The sequence below is a fragment of the Luteipulveratus mongoliensis genome (assembly GCF_001190945.1).
Classification (GTDB): Bacteria; Actinomycetota; Actinomycetes; order Actinomycetales; family Dermatophilaceae; genus Luteipulveratus; species Luteipulveratus mongoliensis.
The window spans coordinates 3,090,591-3,108,416 of record NZ_CP011112.1; the positions used below are offsets into that span (position 1 = coordinate 3,090,591).

Genomic DNA, 17,826 nt, shown 5'->3' on the forward strand with positions numbered 1-17,826 from the left:
CCCGTCCATGAACGACGAGCAGGTGGGCGCCGGTGAGCACGGCGTCGAGGCCACGGAGGTTCGCCTCCTCGAGGGCCCGAACCTCTACTTCACCCGGCCGGCCGTCAAGATCACCCTGTCTTTGCCCGGCCTTCTGGAGCTCGCGCCGGAGGAGATCGCGGCGCGTGCGGCCGGTCTCCACCTGCGCCGCGGCATTCCCGGCGAGCCGGGCGGCGAGACGCGCCAGCGTTACGTCATCCGCCTGGTCGAGAAGGTGCTGCGTGGCCTGGCGCGGCACACCGGCACCACTCGGCTCGGTGTCCGTGTCCGTCCGGGTTCGCAGCCCGACGAGATCGTGGTCGCCTTCCCCTGGAACACCCGCGAGCGGGCGACGACGATCGCTGCCCAGCTCGAGACGTTGTTGCGCGCCTGCCTGACTCACGCCATCGGCGACGAAGAGCTCACCAAGGCGGCCGAGGTCGTACGCGCGGTGCCGCCAGGTGAGCGAGTTCGGCTGCCGCGTCCCAAGATTCCCGTCATCGCGATCACCGGCACCAACGGCAAGACGACGACGACGCGGATGATCGCGCACATCGGTATGACCGCTGGGCTGCGCACGGGATGGAGCTCCACCGACGGCGTTCTCGTGCAGGGCGAGACGGTCGAGCCTGGCGACTACTCCGGTCCTGGTGGCGCTCGTACGGTGCTGGCTGCCCCTGGTGTGGAGCTGGCCGTGCTCGAGACCGCCCGTGGCGGGATGTTGTTCAAGGGACTTGGCGTCGCGCAGAACGACGTCAGCGTCGTGACCAACGTCAGCGCCGACCACCTCGGTGTGCAAGGTATCGAGACGGTCGACCAGCTCGCCGAGGTCAAGGCGATCATCACCAAGGTCACCAAGCCGGGCGGCTGGGTCGTGCTCAATGGCGACGACCCACGCGTCTGGGCGATGCGCGCGGGCGCGAGCGGACAGCCGTGGTGCTTCTCGCTGAGCCCGGACTCACCTGCCCTGCGGGAGGCGTTGCAGGAGCACGGTCGGGGCATCACGGTCCTCGACGGCGACATCGTCGTGCTGCGGCCGGGACACGATGCCGAGCACCTCATCAGCGTGCTGGACGTCCCGGTGACACTCTGCGGTCTGTCCGAGCACAACACGGCGAACGCTCTCGCGGCGGCGGCCGGTGCGCTCGGTCTCGGACTCAGCAAGGACGCGGTGGCGCAGGGGCTGCGCACGTTCGCGCCCGACCCGCTCCTCAACCCAGGACGGATGAACGTCTACTCCTCGCCGTTGCCGGGCGGCGGCGCGGCCACCGTGATCCTCGACATGGCGCACAACGAGGGCGGGCTCGACGCCCTGCTGCGGGTCGCCACCGGTCTGCGCCCTCCGGGGTCGCTGGTGCTGCTCGGTCTGGGCACCGGGGGTGACCGGACCGACGAGATCCTGGTCAATCTCGGCGAGATGGCCGGCCTGCGCGCCGACCGGGTGCACGTGGTGCACAAGGAGCACTATCTGCGCGGCCGGTCGATGGCCGAGCTCGAGGCCTTCCTGCGCGAGGGGCTGACCCGCGCGGGCGTGATGCCGGTGACGTCCTGGGAGACCGAGCTCGAGGGCCTGCAGGGCATCTTGGCAACAGCCCGAGATGGTGACGTGGTCACGATCATGTGCCACTCCCACCGGGCGCAGCTGCACGACTGGCTGGTCAGTCACGGCGGGACGGTCGACGATGTCGCCGCCATCCGCCGCAAGGTGGTGGCGGCCCGCGGCGAGCACGAGCTCGAGGCGCAGATCGCCGACCTTTGGCTGGACAGCGACCCCGCCCGCCGTATCGCGGCAGCCGCCACCCTGCTGGAGTCGCAGCCGCAGGACGCGCGGCTGATGTTCGAGTACGCCGGCACCTTCGACAACGCGGGCGAGGAGACCACGGCGATCGACTGGTACGACCGCGCGGTTGCCGCCGGCCTGCGCGAGCCGCACCGTCACCAGGCGCTGCTCCAGAAGGCCTCCAGCCTGCGTCACCTGGGCCGCCACGACGAGGCGCTCCACGTGCTCGAGGAGGTCGCCAAGGACCGGCCGGACAGCCCGGCACTGGCGTCCTTCCGGGCGCTCGTGCTGCATGACCTGGGCCGCGACCCGGAAGCCTTGCGTGATGTCCTGCTCGCGCTGCTCACCCACGCCGGGGATCCCGACATCGAGATCTACCGCGGGGCACTCACCAGGTTCGTCGAGCAGGACTGGCCGACCTCGACCCGTTGAGGGCTCAGAACTTCGCCGACCACCGCTCGAGGCGACCTGACTCGGGGCTGTAGGCGTCGTACACCCACAGCTGCCAGGCGCCGTCGACCTCCTCGTTGGAGATGTCCAAGGTGTAGTTCGCCGGCAGCGGCTGGTCGAGGTCTCGGCCGTCAGAGGTGTGCAGCCGGTAGTAGCTGCCGCCCGGAGCCTGCAGCCACAACGCGAGCCCACCGGCGTGCGGATGCGTCAGCTCGACCGCGACCTCCAGCTCGACCGGGTCGAGCCGGGCTACATCAATAGCCTCCAAGGACGTGGAGACCCACTCCTGGGGCTTGATGAGACCTGTTTGGCTGCAAGCGAACTCAAGCGCCGGCACGTGGTCATGCATGGGCGAGCCCAGCACAGACTGGACGTACGACGGTCCGCTCGCGTCCGTCGTACGAGCGACCCCTCCGACGCTGCACCACGACGGGTGAGCCTAGTGGTTCGACGACGCTGGTTCGGTGCTGTGGGGCTCGATCGCTGCACGGACCTCTGGGTCGTCGGCCGACGCGGCCGCGGTGGCCTGGTCCTTGAGCTCCTGTGCGTCCAGATCCGGATCGCCCGGCTGCTCCTCGTCGGTGCGCGATCCGGCCGTCGCCCGATGGGTGAAGTCCTCGAGCTCGGCGAGCACCCGGGCGTGCTTGTCGACACACAGCACGACCACGTCGCCGGGATTGGCGAGCAGCACGGCGTGGCGTACGGCACTGATCTCGTCCAGCACGATCTCCACGTGGCGGCAGCGGACGCCGTCGGCCATGGCAGCACGGGCACCCTCAGCCACGAGCCGCGCGGCCTCGCCCTCGGGCCGACGTCGCAGGTTGTCGTCCTCGCGCACGACGAGCACGTCGAAGTGCTCGGCAGCGATCGCACCGAGCTCACGGATGTCCTCGTCGCGGCGGTCGCCGGCCGCGCCGATCATGCCGATGCGCGAGATGCGGTGGTCCGCCGAGCCCTGCCGCTGCTCGACGTAGGACTCCACGAAGTCGCCGAGCATCCGCATGCCGGGTGGGTTGTGGCAGTAGTCGACGAAGACCTCGATGTGGTTGACCTCGAGGCGGTTGAGGCGTCCCGGAGACTGGTAGTAGCTCGTGTTGAACGTCCGCAGCCCTTGCCGGATGTCGTGCAGCGGAGCGCCGAGGGCGAACGCCGCGCCTGTTGCGGCCATGGCGTTGGCGATGTTCATACGGGCGGCGCCGCCGAAGGTCGACGGCAGGAGGTGGGTCCAGGCCAGCGGCATCGACCGTCGGCCCTGCCGCAGCACGATCATCTCGCCGCGGTCGGTGGGCTCGAGCACGACAGCGCGACCGCCGCGCCGACACTGCTCGTCGATGAACTGGCGCACGTCCGAGTCGGGTGGCTGCAGGCTGAACCACACGACTGTGCCGCTGCAGCGACGCCGCATCGCGCGGACGAGGTCGTCGTCGGCGTTGAGGATCGCGTAGCCGTCCCGGGGCACCGCCTCGACGACGACGGCCTTGACCTTGGCCAGCTGCTCGAGGGTGTTGATGCCGCGCATGCCCAGGTGGTCGGGCTGCACGTTGGTGACGATGGCAACATCGTTGCGGTCGTAACCCAGCCCCTCACGCAAGATGCCTCCGCGGGCGACCTCCATCACCGCGAGGTCGACGCGCGGGTTCTGCAGCACCATCCGGGCCGAGCGTGGACCCGAGGCGTCGGCCTTGATGACCAGCCGCTCGTCGATCACGATGCCGTCGGTGGAAGTCATCCCGACCTTGCGGCCGAGGCCCTTCATGATGTGCGCCAGCATGCGTGAGGTCGTGGTCTTGCCGTTGGTGCCGGTGACAGCGACGATCGGCACCCGCGAGGGAGCGCCCGGCGGGAACAGCAGATCGACGACCGGCTTGGCGATGAACTGCGGCTCACCCACGGTCGGGTGGGTGTGCATCCGGAAGCCCGGTGCGGCGTTCACCTCACAGATCGCGCCGCCGGTCTCACGCACCGGTGCGGTGATGTCCGGACAGATGAAGTCGATACCGGCGACGTCCAGCCCGATCAAGCGGGCGGCCTCCTCGGCGATCTCGATGTTGTCGGGGTGCGCGTCGAACGTGCGGTCGACGGAGATGCCACCGGTCGACATGTTGCCCGTGCGGACCAGACGCACCATCTGGTCGGGCTTGGGCACGTCGTCCAGCTCGAGGCCCTGCTCGCGCACGAGCCCGACTGCCGTGTCATCCACCTTGATCCGGGTGAGGACCTTCTCGTGCCCCACGCCGCGGCGCGGGTCGGCGTTGGTCATCTCGACCAGCTCGGCCACCGTGTGCGTGCCGTCGCCGATCACGTGCGCCGGGACCCGCTCGGCGATGGCCGCCATCCGGCCGCCGATGATGAGGCAGCGGTAGTCACGTCCGGTGATGAACGACTCGACCTGGACGACTCCGCGCTTCGACTGGCCTTCAGCGACAGGGAACGCGGCGCGTACGTCGTTCTCGTCGTGCAGGTTGAGGCAGACGCCTCGCCCGTGGTTGCCGTCGAGCGGCTTGACCACGACGGGGTATCCGATCCGTCGCGCCGCGGAGACCGCTGCATCCGCCGTACGCACCGACTCGGCCTTCGGGACCGGCAGGCCGGCCGAGCCGAGGAGGCGCGTCGTGAGGTTCTTGTCGCCGGCGATGTCAACGGCCAGGGCGGACGTACGGGACGTCATGGTGGCGCGGATCCGTTGTGCGTGGACGCCCTGGCCGAGCTGGACGAGGGAGTGCTCGTTGAGCCGGGTCCAGGGGATGTCGCGGCTCGCGGCCTCCTCGATGATCGCCGCGGTCGAGGGGCCGAAGGAGAGCCGCTGCGCGCGGAGCTGGAAGTGCTCCATCGCCTCGACGAAGTCGAACTCCTCCTCCGCGCGCACGAGGTGGTTGACCAGGCGTACGGCCAGCTCGCCGGCGGCCAGTCCGACCCGCTCATCGGTGAAGGAGTAGACGACGTTGTAGACGCCGGTCTCTCCCTTGACCATGCGGGTCTTGCCACGACGCATGTCGTGACCGACCTCCTGCTGCAGCTGCAGGGCAACATGCTCGGTGACGTGCCCGAGCCAGGTGCCTTCGCGCAGCCGCTCGATGAAGCCGCCGCGATGGCCGCGCGAGCAGGTGTGCCCGTCAAGACCGGGCAGCCACTCGATGAGCTGGTCGGTGAAGCCGGGCAGCGTGTCGCTCGGATACCCCTCCAGCACACCGAGGTCGACGACGAGGTGGATCGCCGGCTCGTAGGACCAGATGTTGGGGCCGCGGTAGACCCGCTGCTCCAGCAGTCGTAGCTCGGGGGCGGCAGGTCCGGTGGGCACCGGTCGGTCGGTCGTCATGAGGTGCCTCCGGCAGTGCTCAACTCAGGGTCTCCTCATGCGAGGTGGTGACGGGTCAGTGGTGCAGGGCGGCCGCGGCGGTGGCCGTGTCGTGCCGGTCCTTCGACGAGGTGACCGCCGAATCGGCATAGCGCTCAACGAAATCCGTGAGCTGCGCGGTGTCGAGGTCGAACACTGCGCCGTAGGGGAGCGTGTGGACAATGGCACCGCTCACGAGGAGCGGAGCATCGCGCTTGGCGAGGTGCGCATCAGTCGTGGCTGCCCGTGCGTCGACGACGAACACGGCACCCGAACCGACGACCGACAGCTCGCGCTCGTCGGTGACCTCGGCCGCGGTGTCCTCGTCGATGCCCATGCCGAGCAGGTTGGGCGAGCCGGCAACGAGGGACAGCAGGCGGCCGTAGCGGGCACGCTGGTCGAAGTGCTGGTCCACGATGACGCCGGGCAGCAGCCCGAGTCCGGCTGTGAGCTGACTGGAGCGCTGGCGGGGAGTGACGCCCTCGTCGCCCATCGAGATCATGAACTGGCTCATCATCGAGGCGCCCGCGGAGGTGCCGGCGATCACCGACCCACGCTGGTACGCCGTCTCCAGCGCCTCCCCGAGCGGTGTGCCGACGATCAGCTGGGAGAGCTTCAGCTGGTTGCCACCTGAGATGAAGACACCGGTCGCGGAGTCGATGGCCTCGGCGAGGGCCGGGTCGGAGCTGGCCAGCCGGTTGGACGGATTGATCGAGGTGACTTCGGGCGCGCCGAGCCGGGTGAAGATCGTGCGGTAGACATCGATGACCTCGTCGGGCACAGAGGACGCCGTCGGGATGATCACGATGCGCGACTTGCGACCGCCCGCCAGCCGGACGAAGCGCCGCAGCACGGTGACCCGACCGACCTTGTCCTCGGCGCCACCAATGATCAGTAGCGAGCGTCGGGGCCCTGAGATGTCAGCCATGACGTGAGTTTAGGGGGCGGCGTCCCCGGCTGCCGGAGGGTGCGCGTCTGTGGACTCATCACCTGAACCTTCTGGACGAGCCTCCTCCTCCGGCCGAGGTCGCAGGCTCCCTCGGTCCGGCATCGTCGTCTCGTCGAGCAGGTCGGCTTCCTCGACCTCCTCGCGCGAGATCCCGAGCATGAACAGCACCGCGTCCAGGTGCGGGACGTTGACCGTCGTGTCGGCCTGCTGCTGCACGACAGGCTTGGCATTGAAGGCGACTCCGAGTCCGGCGATCGCCAGCATGTCGAGGTCGTTGGCGCCGTCTCCGACCGCCACCGTGCGCGACAACGGCAACCCCGCATCTGCGGCGAAGCGCTGCAGGGCGGTGGCTTTCGCTGCCCGATCCACCACCTCGCCCTCGACCCGGCCGGTCAGCCGACCGTCCTGCACCTCGAGCCGGTTGGCGTGTGCGTGGTCGATCCCGAGCTCCTGTGCGAGGGGGCCGACGATCTCGATGAATCCACCCGACACCACCGCCACGGTGAAGCCGAGCCGCTTGAGGGTGCGGACCAGGGTCCGGGCACCGGGCGTCAGGCGTACGGCTGCGCGCACCTCGTCGAACACCGTCACTGGCAGCCCCTCCAGGGCCGCGACCCGCTGGTGCAGGCTCTCGGTGAAGTCGATCTCGCCGCGCATCGCGGACTCGGTGACCGCCGCGACCTGAGCACCGCGTCCGGCGTGGTCGGCCAGCAGCTCGATCACCTCGTCCTGGATGAGGGTGCTGTCGACATCCATCACGACCAGTCGCCGTCCGCGCCGCGCCAGGCCTCCGGGGGCGACGGCGATATCGACACCGTGCGCCGTGGCGACCAGCGCCAGCTCGCGGCGCAGGCGCGGGACGTCAGCACCGGAGATGTCCAGCTCAAGGGTCGTGACCGGATCGCGCGACAGGCGCCGCACTCGGTCGATGTTGGCGCCGTGCTCGCTGATGCTGTGGGTCACGGCGGCCACCGCACCTGCTCGTACGGGCCTGCCGAGCACGACCACTGACACCCGACCGCTGCGGCGCGCGCGGTTGTCGCCCTGCCCGTGCTCGATGGCCGCGGCGAGACCGAGCTCGTCAGCCTTCGTCCGCAGCGTGGCTTCCACCTCAGCAGTGCTCGAGGACGGGTCCAGCAGCAGGCCCAGGGTGAGCTGGCCGCGTACGAGGTTCTGCTCGACGTCGAGAACCTCGACGTCGTGCGGTGCGAGCGCGGCGAACACCGTGCTCGTCACGCCGGGGCGGTCGGGTCCGGTCAGCGTGACGAGGAGAGTGGCCCGGGTGGAGGACATGCACCAGATCATCGCGTGCCGCCGACCTGATGCGGCTGGACGCCCGGCATACGGGCGACCACCGACGGTTGCCGGGTCCTACTCCGGGACGGTGATGCCTTTGCCGACGACCGTGATGCCCGACTCGGTGACGGTGAAACCACGCTCCCGGTCGTGCTCCGGATCCACGCCGATGCTGACGCCCTCCGGCACGTGCACGTCCTTGTCGAGGATGGCGCGGTGGATCACTGCACTGCGGCCGATCTCGACACCGCTCATGAGCACCGATCCGCTCACCGTCGAGAAGCTGTGTGCTTTGACGGTGGGGGACAGGACCGAGTCCGTGACGACTGAGCCACTCACGATGCACCCCGGCGAGACGATCGAGTTGATGGCGATGCCTCGACGGTTCGACGCGCCGGTGATGAACTTCGCCGGGGGATAGGGCCCGTAGCTGGTCATGATCGGCCAGTCGTAGTTGTAGAGGTTGAAGATCGGGTGGATCGAGACGAGGTCCATGTGGGCGTCGTAGAACGAGTCGATCGTCCCGACGTCACGCCAGTAGCCCCGGTCGCGGTCCTCGGCGCCGGGGATCGTGTTGTCGCGGAAGTCATAGGCGTACGCCTGCTGCTGGCCCACGAACCACGGCACGATGTCGCCGCCCATGTCGTGCGAGGAGTTCTCGTCGTCGGCGTCCCTGGTGACGGCGTCAATGAGGGCGTCAGCGCTGAAGACATAGTTGCCCATCGAGGCGAGGACCTCGTTGGGGTTGTCGGCGAGTCCGACCGGGTCCGAAGGCTTTTCGCGAAATGCGCCGATCAGTCGGTCCTGGCCCTCGGCGACCTCGATCACGCCGAACTGGTCGGCCAGCCCGATCGGCTGGCGGATCGCGGCGACCGTGGCTGCGGCACCCGACTCGATGTGCTGCTGGACCATGTCGCTGAAGTCCATGCGGTAGACGTGGTCGGCGCCCACCACGACGACGATGTCCGGCTTGTCGTCATGAATCAGGTTGAGGCTCTGGAAGATCGCGTCGGCCGATCCGGCGTACCACTGCTTGCTCACGCGTTGCTGCGCGGGCACCGGCGTGACGTAGTTGCCGAGCATCGTCGACATCCGCCAGGTGGTGGTGATGTGCCGGTCGAGGCTGTGCGACTTGTACTGCGTCAGCACCACCATCTTGAGATAGCCACTGTTGGCCAGGTTGGACAGCGCGAAGTCGATCAGTCGGTAGATCCCGCCGAACGGCACCGCAGGTTTGGCCCGGTCAGCGGTGAGCGGCATCAGACGTTTGCCCTCACCTCCGGCCAGGACGATTGCCAGGACTCGTGGACCTCCGGATGCGGCCATGGACAGACGATATGCGCTCATGCCCCGCTCATTGGAGCGGTTGGGCGTAGCGTCATCGGCGTGAGGGTCGACCTGCTGACGAAGGAGTACCCGCCGAACATCTACGGCGGTGCCGGAGTGCACGTGGCCGAGCTGGTCACGGCCCTACGGAGCGATGGTCTCGACGTCCAGGTCAGGGCGTTCGGAGAGCCGGTGACCGAGGCCGGCACGCACGGGTACGCCGACCTGCCGGAGCTCGCGGAGGCCAATCCGGCGCTGCGGACTCTCGGCGTCGACCTGCTGATGGCGCAGGACTGCGCCGGCACCGATCTGGTGCACTCACACACCTGGTACGCCAACATGGCCGGTCATCTCGCATCGCTGCTCCACAGCGTGCCGCACGTCATCACCGCCCACAGCCTCGAGCCGATGCGGCCGTGGAAGGCCGAGCAGCTCGGCGGCGGCTACCGCGTGTCGTCCTTCGTCGAGCGGTCGGCGTACGAGTCCGCGGCCGCGGTCATCGCCGTCTCCGACGGCATGAGGCGGGACGTCCTCGCGAGCTATCCGAACCTCGATCCGGCGCGAGTTCATGTGGTACGCAACGGGATTGACGCCGAGGGCTGGCAACGTGACGAGAGCGCCGGGGCGCGCGAGATCGTACGTCGGCATGGAGTTGACCCTGATCGCCCCAGTGTCGTGTTCGTCGGGCGGATCACCCGGCAGAAGGGCTTGCCCTACCTGCTGCGGGCGGCCCGCGCGCTGCCTCCCGAGGTCCAGCTGGTGCTGTGCGCCGGTGCGCCGGACACCCCGGAGATCAAGGCAGAGGTCGAGTCGCTGATCGCAGACCTCCGGCAAGAGCGGGATGGAGTCGTGTGGATCGCGGACATGCTGCCGCGTGCCGAGGTGATCGCGTTGCTGTCGGTCGCGACGGTGTTCGTGTGTCCCTCGGTCTATGAGCCGCTGGGCATCGTCAACCTTGAGGCCATGGCGTGCGAGGCGGCAGTGGTGGCGACCGCAACCGGCGGAATCCCTGAGGTCGTGGTCGACCCGTCGACGGGCTCAGAGCAGCCGGCGACCGGCTGGCTCGTCCCGATCGAGCAGGTCGAGGACGGCACTGGCACGCCGGTCGATCCGGACACGTTCGTGGCCGATCTCGGCGAGACGTTGGCGCGCGCGGTGAGCGATCCCGACGAGGCGCGTCGTCGTGGCCGAGCTGGTCGAGAGCGCGCCGTACAGGACTTCTCGTGGTCCTCGATCGGCGCTCAGACTCGCGCGGTCTATGACCAGGTCCTGACCACGCGCTGAGCGCGCGCTCAGGGCTCTCAACCTTGCAAGGCCTCTCCCCGTTGTAAGAGTGTGACAACGACAGGGGAGACCGATGACGAGCGAGTCTGACGAAGCGTTCAGCGCCTTTGTCGCGAGCAGCTCGCCACAGCTGCTGCGGACCGGATGGCTGCTGTGCGGGGACGAGCATCTCGCCGAGGAGCTGGTGCAAGAGGCGCTGGCACGGGTGTACCCCCGCTGGGGGCGGCTGGCCGATGGCCAGCCACTGGCGTACGCCCGCCGCATCCTGGTCAACCTGAACACCGACCGATGGCGGCGAGGGCGCCGCGAGACTGTGGCGGCCGACGGTGACATGCCGGAGCGACCCGTGGACGACGGTTCGTCCGCCGCCGTAGATCGCGACCTGCTCATCCGCCTGCTCGGAGCCCTTCCACGGCGCGAGCGACAAGTCGTTGTCCTGAGGCACTACGCAGACCTGTCCGAGCAACAGGTCGCTGACCTGCTCGACGTGAGCGTCGGCACGGTCAAGAGCTCGGCATCGCGCGGCCTGGCCGTCATGCGATCACACCTGACATCGATCGAGGAGGCAGTCTGATGACTCGCGACCCCCTGACCCTGCTTCAGAACACCGAGCCCGACGCGATGGAGGTCGACTCGACCGTCGTGATGCGCCGCGGTCGTCAGCTGCGCCGGCGTCGCCGGGCTGGTGCTGCGACGGTCGGCGCCGGCGCTGCGGCCGTGGTCGGCGCCGTGGCTCTGAGCCTGACCTGGAACGGATCAACGACGAGACCTGGCTTGTCGGGTGCATCGTCTCCGACGTCCTCGAGCGACTGGAGTGGCTCGTGGTCGTTCTTCGAGGACGACCCGACCACGCCTGCAGGCGACGTGGCCATGGACTTGGCCGGGCGACGGACCGTCTACCGAATCGGGCATTCGGACGCCGGTTATACCGCCGCCCGGATGACCGACGTCGGCGCGACCCCGTTACCCCTTTCCGTGCGCGGGCCAGGCGGAACCATGGTCTTCAAGGACGGCAGCCTCACGGTGCTCGTCGCACCGATTCCGGGCGACACCTCCAACGCGCTCGACTTCTTCACGCCGGAGCCGAAGGACATGCCCACGACTGGGGAATCTCGTGGAGTGAAGCTCGGCGACGGAAGCGCGGCGTACGTGTCGGCGACCTCCCACCCGATCGACCAGGTGCGCGCGGTCACATGGCAGACGCGCGCCGGCACGTTGGGCTCCCTGCTGTCCTCCGAGCGAGCCGTGAGCGCGACCGGCGTGCTCGCCTTCGCCAGTTCCAGCGGCTCGACATGGGGTCTCTTCGCGCCGTCCTATGCCGGTGCTGCTGGGGCCATCGCCCCGATGAACGAGTGCCGTTCGGAGAATGTCGAACCACTGAATGGCGGAATGATCATCGAGCCAACCGGAGCGCCGAGCGCACGAGCGACCTACGCCGGGGGCACGCGTGTCTTCCGGGTCGCTTGTGTGGTCCCCCATGGCGCCAGCGGGCTGCGTGTCACGGCCAGTGATGCCGCACGGCCGTATGCCCATCACGAGGTGAAACCCATCGCGGGCACCTCATGGGACCTGGTGATGGTGTCTGGCGAGATTCCGCTGAAGGGTACGGAGCGGAGGTTTGGCCCGGACAAGGACGTCACTGAGGTGTCCTATCTGGACTCCAACGATCAGCGGGTCTATCGCTCGCTCGCCAACGCGTAGTCCCGGTCAGGGCCTCGCCGGTCTCAGGCCGGCGAGGCTCTGTGCTGCCGCGGTGGTCGCCCCTGCGAGGGCCGTCTCGGCGCCCCCGAGCAGATCCAGCAGCAGGCGGTGCCGACGCGTCTCGCTGCTGATGTCGGTGGCGTGCGAGTGCTCCATGCCCAGCTCGCAGGCCGCCGCGACCGTGCCCGCCAGCTGGATGATCCGCAGCGCACGACCCGGAAGTCCTTGAGGCAGACCCCACTCGCGCATCGCCGTACGATCGTCGGCCATCGCGCGCAGCGGCGAGCCGGCCCACGGCTTGGCGTCCAGCGCGTCCAGCTCCTGCGTCGCGTCGATGAGGTGCTCACGCAACGTGCGCTCGATGTCCGACTCGTCCATCGAGGCGAGCAGGTGCGTCGGGACGGGATCGGCGTCGTACGCCGTCAACGTCACCTGAGTGCCTGTGTCGCCCTCGGGACCGAACTCCTCGATAGTCGGAACGAGCGCGCCACCGATGGCTGGCACGAACACGCACTCGCCGGAAGTCGTTGCGGCGCCGACGAGCTCAGGGTTGCCGCGCGGGAGCGTGGCGATCTGACCGGGCCGGGGGAGCGCGACGCACAGCACGCGCTCGCCGAGGTCCTGCCACAGCCGGAGCCGATCGAGGGCGCCGGTGACGTGGTCGACGTCGGGCAGCGCGTGGCTCACGGCATCGTCCAGATCGAGGTGACCGGCGTACGCCGAGGTCACCCAGAGCGACAGTCGTACCGACGCAGGCAGCGTCGACATCGCCGGCTCCTCTCTGCTCGGTCCCTCGTCGTCAAAGAGCAATGCTAGGTGTCCTAGGGTCTGGTCATGCGCAGCGACGATGCCGGCTCGATGGAGCCTGCGACAACGACCGGAGGAGAAGCGGCGTGAGGTGGCGCAGTGAGTGACGTCCTCGCCCTCGCAGGAGTCAGTGTGGTGCGCGGCGCCCAGCGGTTGCTGGATGACGTCACGTGGGAGGTCGAGGAAGGCGAACGCTGGGTCGTCCTGGGGCCGAACGGCGCCGGCAAGACAACCCTCCTGCAGCTCGCAGCGGGCAGGATTCACCCGACGACGGGAGTGGCCGGAGTCCTGTCCGAGGTCCTCGGCGCCGTCGACGTGTTCGAGCTGCGACCGCGAATCGGACTGGCATCAGCCAGCATCGCCGAGCGCATCCCTGGCAGCGAGCGAGTGAGCGATGTCGTCGTCACCGCCTCGTACGGCATGGTCGGCCGCTGGCGCGAGAAGTACGACGACCTGGACCACGCCCGCGCGCGGGAGCTGCTCGGAGCGCTGGGTGCCCTGCACCTGGCCGACCGCACCTTCGGGACGCTGAGCGAGGGGGAGCGCAAGCGCGTCCAGATCGCGCGGGCTCTGATGACCGACCCTGAGCTGATGCTGCTCGATGAGCCGGCGGCCGGGCTCGATCTCGGTGGCCGCGAAGACCTCGTCGCACGCCTCGGCCGCCTTGCGCAGGATGTCACCGCGCCGGCCATGGTGCTGGTCACCCACCACGTCGAGGAGATCCCGCCCGGCTTCACCGACGTACTCATGCTGCGCGCCGGCCGGGTCGTTGCCGCGGGTCCGCTCGAGCTGACCCTCACCGCGGACAACCTCTCCGCGACCTTCGACACACCACTCGTGCTCGACCGCCACGGCGACCGCTGGAGCGCACGCGCCCGCTGAGGGCTCCATGACCCAGCCAAAAACTCGGATGCGAGAGGTCGGCCCCATGAGGTGGGATCGGACCCATGGCGATCGTGTTGAGTAAGCCGACAGTCGACGAGCTGAATGAGGCGGTACTGGCTCTCCGGGAGTGGCAGCACGACGGGGCCCCTGTACAGCTGCATCCGGGAGACCTTGGCTGGTACTGGCGGTTCGGGGCGGAGACGACAGCTGCGGCGGTCCGGATCTGGAGCCGCGACCAACGGATCCTCGCGGTCGGCCTCCTGGATGGTCCTGGGCTGGTTCGACTGGCGATCGCGCCCGAGGCCGAGCACGACGAGGACCTGGCGACTCAGATGGCCGCCGACGTGAGCCGGCCAGAGCGTGGGGTCCTTCCTGAAGGAAGCATCTGTGTCGAGGCACGATTCGGCGCAGCGTTCCAGGCACGACTGGTCGGCGACGGATGGGCGCGGGACGAGCCGTGGACGCCGCTTCGGCGCGACCTCACCGCACCGGTGGAGGACTGCGGTTTGCGGATCGAGGTGGTCGAGCCGGAGCAGGCGCACCTGCAGACCGCCGTCCACCAAGCGTCGTTCGGCAGCCCGACATTCACCGACGAGCGTTGGCACGCGATGGCGTCCGGTGTGCCCTACGCCGACGCGTTGAGTCTGCTCGCGTACGACGGCCACGACACTCCCGTGGCGACTGCGACCGTGTGGTCGGCCGGTCCGGACAAGCCCGGGCTGCTCGAACCTGTAGGTGTGCATCCGGACTATCGAGGCCACGGATACGGCAAGGCGATGAGCATCGCAGCGGCGTCTGCGCTGCGTGACATGAGCTCATCGAGCGCGCTCGTCTGTACCCCGAGCAGCAACGTCGGCGCCGTCGCGACCTATGCGTCGGCCGGGTTCGAACAGCTTCCTGATGTCCGCGACCTGTGCCGGAGCGCCTGAGCGCAAGGAACGCTGCCGAGACGCCACGGCTGGCTCCGGTCAGCCATATGTAGGGTGGCGCAGTGTCCTGGGCTGAAGCGCTGCTGATCCTGATGGCCGGTATGGCCGCGGGGACCATCAACACCATCGTCGGCTCCGGGACGCTGGTCACGTTCCCGACGCTGCTGGCCTTTGGCTACCCGGCGGTGGTCGCCAATGTGTCCAACACCCTGGGCCTCGTCGGGGGCGGCATCACCGGCACGTGGGGCTACCGCAAGGAGCTGCGCGGCTCTGCTGATCTGCTCCGCAGGCTGGCACCGATGTCGTTCGCCGGTGCCGTCGTCGGCGCGCTCCTCCTGATCGTGCTGCCTGCGTCGGCGTTCGACGCGATCGTGCCGGTGCTGATCGGTCTCGGCGTGCTGCTCGTCATCTGTGGGCCCTGGCTGCAGAAGCGGGCCGCTGCCGCCCACCACGACGCTCAGGGCGCCACGCCGACCTGGCAACGAGTCCTGCTGCCTGCTGGCATCTTCGGAGCCGGTGTCTACGGGGGCTACTTCGGTGCCGCTCAGGGCGTGCTGCTGATGGGTCTGATGAGTGTGCTTCTGAGTGATCCGCTGCAGCGGATCAACGGCATCAAGAACGTCCTCGGCACCGTGGTCAACGCCGTGGCGGCAGTGACATTCATGGTGGTCGCGACGGACAAGATCGACTGGGCGGTGGCGGGGCTGATTGCCGTAGGCGCCCTCATCGGGGGTGTCATCGGTGCTCGCATCGGGCGCCGGCTGCCGCCGTGGGCGTTGCGCGGGTTCATCGTCGTGATCGGCATCGTGGCGATCATCAATCTGTTGCGCGGATGATCGGCGAGGTCGCCTGGCCGGTGGTCGTGCTGCTCGGTCTGGTGTGCGCAGGCGGTGCGCTGACCCAGTCGGTGGCCGGGTTCGGCCTCGCCGTCGTGACAGCGCCCGTTGTGGTGATGCTCGCGCCTGACCTGATGCCGGGCGCGCTGCTCGTCCCGAGTCTGGCGCTCCCGTTCGTGGAGCTGACCCGCGGCCAGCGCGACATCGATGGCCGCTCGCTGGGCTGGGCCATGCTCGGAAGACTTCTGCTGCTGCCGGTCGGGATCGCGTTGGTCGCTCTCACCTCTCCGACCGTGATCGCGGTCCTGGTCGGTGTGATGGTGCTCGTCGCCGTGGGCGCCTCTGTCTGGATGGTCGACCTTCGGCCGCGGCCGGCATCAGCGTTCGGCGCCGGCATGCTCACGGGCGTGACCGGCACAGCGGCCGCCATCGGAGGTCCCTTCCTCGGCCTCGTCCTCCAGCACGAGCGACCCAGCCGCGTGCGATCGACGCTCGCCGCCTTCTTCGTCCTCGGAGCATCCGTGTCGCTGATCGGCCTCGCCGCGGTCGGGGAGCTGACGCAGGACCAGGTCCGGGTGGGGCTCGTGTGGGTGCCCTTCGTTGCCGCTGGAGCCGTGCTGTCGATTCCTGTACGCCGTCGTCTGGCCCCCGAGCGGATGCGCAAGTGCGTGCTGGTTGTTGCTGCCGTCGCGGGCGTCAGCGTGCTCGTCCGGGCAGCCCTCGGCTGACCGTGCGTCCGGTCAGGAGCGCGTGCAGCGGCTCTTGGCAGACGCCCGTGGGTAGCAGATGTAGACGCGGTCGGCCGCCTTGTCGCTGAGGTAGCGCCCCACGCACTGGCTCGCCGTCACTCGGCCATGCCCTGCGCAGAACTTCAGGGCGGCGCGACCGGTCGCAAACGGCCCCGGCGCGTAGACGACCCAGTAGCCGGACCGGAGCGCGGCGTACTGATCGCTGCGCAGGACACGTGCGCCGGGCACGGTGCGGCGTACGTCGCGCAGCCTGCGGTCGCGCGCTGCCGTGCCGGCGGAGACCGGCTCAGAGGCGAGCTGAGCGATCCATACGCCTGATGTCTTCGCCGGAGGAGCAGACGACGGCGGAGACGCCGGCGGGGCTACCACCGCGCTTGGCGGAGCACTGCTCTCAGTACGCGGGGCACGCGAGCTGCTAGCAGTCGCAACGGAACTCGTCGATCCAGCTCCGTCGGCCCGGTCGTCCGTGCTCCCAAGATGCAGGCCGGCGTACATGCCGCCCGCCAGGACCAGCGCGCCCGCAAGAGCTCCCGCTACGGCTGCACCTCGCCTGCGCAGAGGCGAGGACCTGAGCCGCCGCGGCACGGTCATCGGCACAGGTGGAGTGTGTGCTGCAGGGGGTACGCCGGCGCCCGCCTCAGTGGTCGCCGTCGCGGAGTCGATAGGCACGCTCAGGAGATGTGCCGCCTCGCTCGCATCGGCTCGCGAGGTCGGCTCCTTGATCAGGAGGGCTTCGAGAGCAGGGCGGAGAGCGACAGCACGTTCGGGTGGCGGAATGCGTTCTGAGAGAACGGCGCTCATCGTCGCGGCAGTGGTCTTGCGACGCATGGGGCTGTGGCCCTCGACAGCGACGAAGAGGGTCATGCCCAGCGACCAGAGGTCGGCGGCCGGACCCTCCGGCAGGCCGCTGAGACGCTCAGGTGCCATGAACTCCGGCGAGCCGACCACCTGACCGATCTGAGTGATGCTGGTCGTGCCCTCGACGGACGCAATCCCGAAGTCCGCCAGCACAGCTCGGCCATCCGCTCGCAGCAGCACGTTGGCCGGCTTGATGTCTCGGTGCAGAATGCCGACCGCGTGAATGGCCTGGAGTCCGGCCACGACCTGACGGCCGATGCGCGCGACCTCCTGCTCGGGGAGCGGGCCGGTACGCAGCCGGTCCTGGAGGTTCGAACCTTCGACCAGCTCCATCACGAGCCAGGGGTGCGGTCGCTCGTCGACGATGTGGTGGACGGTGACGACGTTGGGGTGGCTCACCCGGGCGAGCGCTCGAGCCTCGCGCAGCACCCGCTCCCTGGTCTCGTCAGGGTCGGCGCCGTCGACCGGCCGCACCTCCTTGACGGCGACGTCGCGATGGAGGACGAGGTCTCGGGCGCGCCAGACCGTGCCCATCCCGCCGACACCGAGCTGATCGAGGAGCTCGAACCGTTCCTCGAGCACTCGGCCGACTGATCCCCCGGACATGTGCCTCACTCTAGGGAG

The 17,826-nt window shown here is 69.0% G+C and carries 15 protein-coding genes; 8 read left to right on the plus strand and 7 right to left on the minus strand.

The genetic code is table 11. The features are described 5' to 3' along the window. The first annotated feature begins 7 nt into the window (after positions 1-7). A complete protein-coding gene (locus VV02_RS14675) occupies positions 8-2,230 on the plus strand; it encodes a tetratricopeptide repeat protein (RefSeq protein ID WP_052592600.1) in 2,223 nt (740 codons plus the stop codon). A gap of 4 nt (positions 2,231-2,234) precedes the next feature. On the opposite strand, the gene VV02_RS14680 is transcribed toward VV02_RS14675, so the two are convergent. From VV02_RS14680 to glgC, 5 genes are all read right to left on the minus strand, one after another. Further along, entirely contained in the window at positions 2,235-2,585 is a 351-nt protein-coding gene (locus VV02_RS14680) for a proprotein convertase P-domain-containing protein (protein ID WP_169787695.1), read from the minus strand. A 102-nt stretch (positions 2,586-2,687) separates the two neighbouring features. After that, positions 2,688-5,564: a cyanophycin synthetase gene (gene cphA, locus VV02_RS14685; protein WP_052592604.1), complete on the minus strand. Its 2,877-nt coding sequence runs from the start codon at positions 5,562-5,564 to the stop codon at positions 2,688-2,690. A gap of 55 nt (positions 5,565-5,619) precedes the next feature. Beyond that, positions 5,620-6,510 (minus strand): cyanophycinase, encoded by an 891-nt coding sequence (locus tag VV02_RS14690; RefSeq protein WP_052592606.1) that lies wholly within the window; start codon positions 6,508-6,510, stop codon positions 5,620-5,622. Positions 6,511-6,519: 9 nt separating this feature from the next. Beyond that, complete coding sequence (gene serB / locus VV02_RS14695) at positions 6,520-7,824, minus strand: phosphoserine phosphatase SerB (RefSeq protein WP_083450180.1); 1,305 nt, start codon at positions 7,822-7,824, stop codon at positions 6,520-6,522. Between the two features lie 78 nt (positions 7,825-7,902). Then, positions 7,903-9,174, minus strand: a complete 1,272-nt coding sequence (glgC, locus tag VV02_RS14700; RefSeq protein ID WP_245633086.1) for a glucose-1-phosphate adenylyltransferase — start codon at positions 9,172-9,174, stop codon at positions 7,903-7,905. 39 nt (positions 9,175-9,213) lie between these two features. On the opposite strand from glgC, the gene glgA reads away from it, so the two are divergent. From glgA to VV02_RS14715, 3 genes are all read left to right on the plus strand, one after another. Then, positions 9,214-10,437, plus strand: a complete 1,224-nt coding sequence (glgA, locus tag VV02_RS14705) for a glycogen synthase (protein ID WP_052592607.1) — start codon at positions 9,214-9,216, stop codon at positions 10,435-10,437. Positions 10,438-10,510: 73 nt separating this feature from the next. Further along, entirely contained in the window at positions 10,511-11,011 is a 501-nt protein-coding gene (locus VV02_RS14710) for a SigE family RNA polymerase sigma factor (protein ID WP_052592608.1), read from the plus strand. Beyond that, on the plus strand, positions 11,011-12,138 hold the full coding sequence (locus VV02_RS14715) for a hypothetical protein (RefSeq protein WP_052592610.1): 1,128 nt from the start codon (positions 11,011-11,013) through the stop codon (positions 12,136-12,138). Before VV02_RS14710 ends, VV02_RS14715 begins: the two co-directional genes overlap by 1 nt. Positions 12,139-12,144: 6 nt before the next feature. Here VV02_RS14715 and VV02_RS14720 read toward each other — a convergent pair whose 3' ends face one another. Further along, complete coding sequence (locus tag VV02_RS14720) at positions 12,145-12,906, minus strand: hypothetical protein (RefSeq protein ID WP_052592611.1); 762 nt, start codon at positions 12,904-12,906, stop codon at positions 12,145-12,147. Between the two features lie 138 nt (positions 12,907-13,044). Between VV02_RS14720 and VV02_RS14725 the strand changes: the two genes are divergently transcribed. From VV02_RS14725 to VV02_RS14740, 4 genes are all read left to right on the plus strand, one after another. Then, positions 13,045-13,827, plus strand: a complete 783-nt coding sequence (locus tag VV02_RS14725; RefSeq protein WP_052592613.1) for an ABC transporter ATP-binding protein — start codon at positions 13,045-13,047, stop codon at positions 13,825-13,827. A gap of 65 nt (positions 13,828-13,892) precedes the next feature. Continuing rightward, on the plus strand, positions 13,893-14,759 hold the full coding sequence (locus tag VV02_RS14730; protein WP_052592615.1) for a GNAT family N-acetyltransferase: 867 nt from the start codon (positions 13,893-13,895) through the stop codon (positions 14,757-14,759). Between the two features lie 62 nt (positions 14,760-14,821). Then, entirely contained in the window at positions 14,822-15,595 is a 774-nt protein-coding gene (locus tag VV02_RS14735; protein ID WP_052592617.1) for a sulfite exporter TauE/SafE family protein, read from the plus strand. Further along, a complete protein-coding gene (locus VV02_RS14740) occupies positions 15,592-16,323 on the plus strand; it encodes a sulfite exporter TauE/SafE family protein (protein WP_052592619.1) in 732 nt (243 codons plus the stop codon). Before VV02_RS14735 ends, VV02_RS14740 begins: the two co-directional genes overlap by 4 nt. 12 nt (positions 16,324-16,335) lie before the next feature. Here VV02_RS14740 and VV02_RS14745 read toward each other — a convergent pair whose 3' ends face one another. After that, positions 16,336-17,808, minus strand: a complete 1,473-nt coding sequence (locus VV02_RS14745; RefSeq protein ID WP_052592622.1) for a serine/threonine-protein kinase — start codon at positions 17,806-17,808, stop codon at positions 16,336-16,338. Between the last annotated feature and the right edge of the window lie 18 nt (positions 17,809-17,826).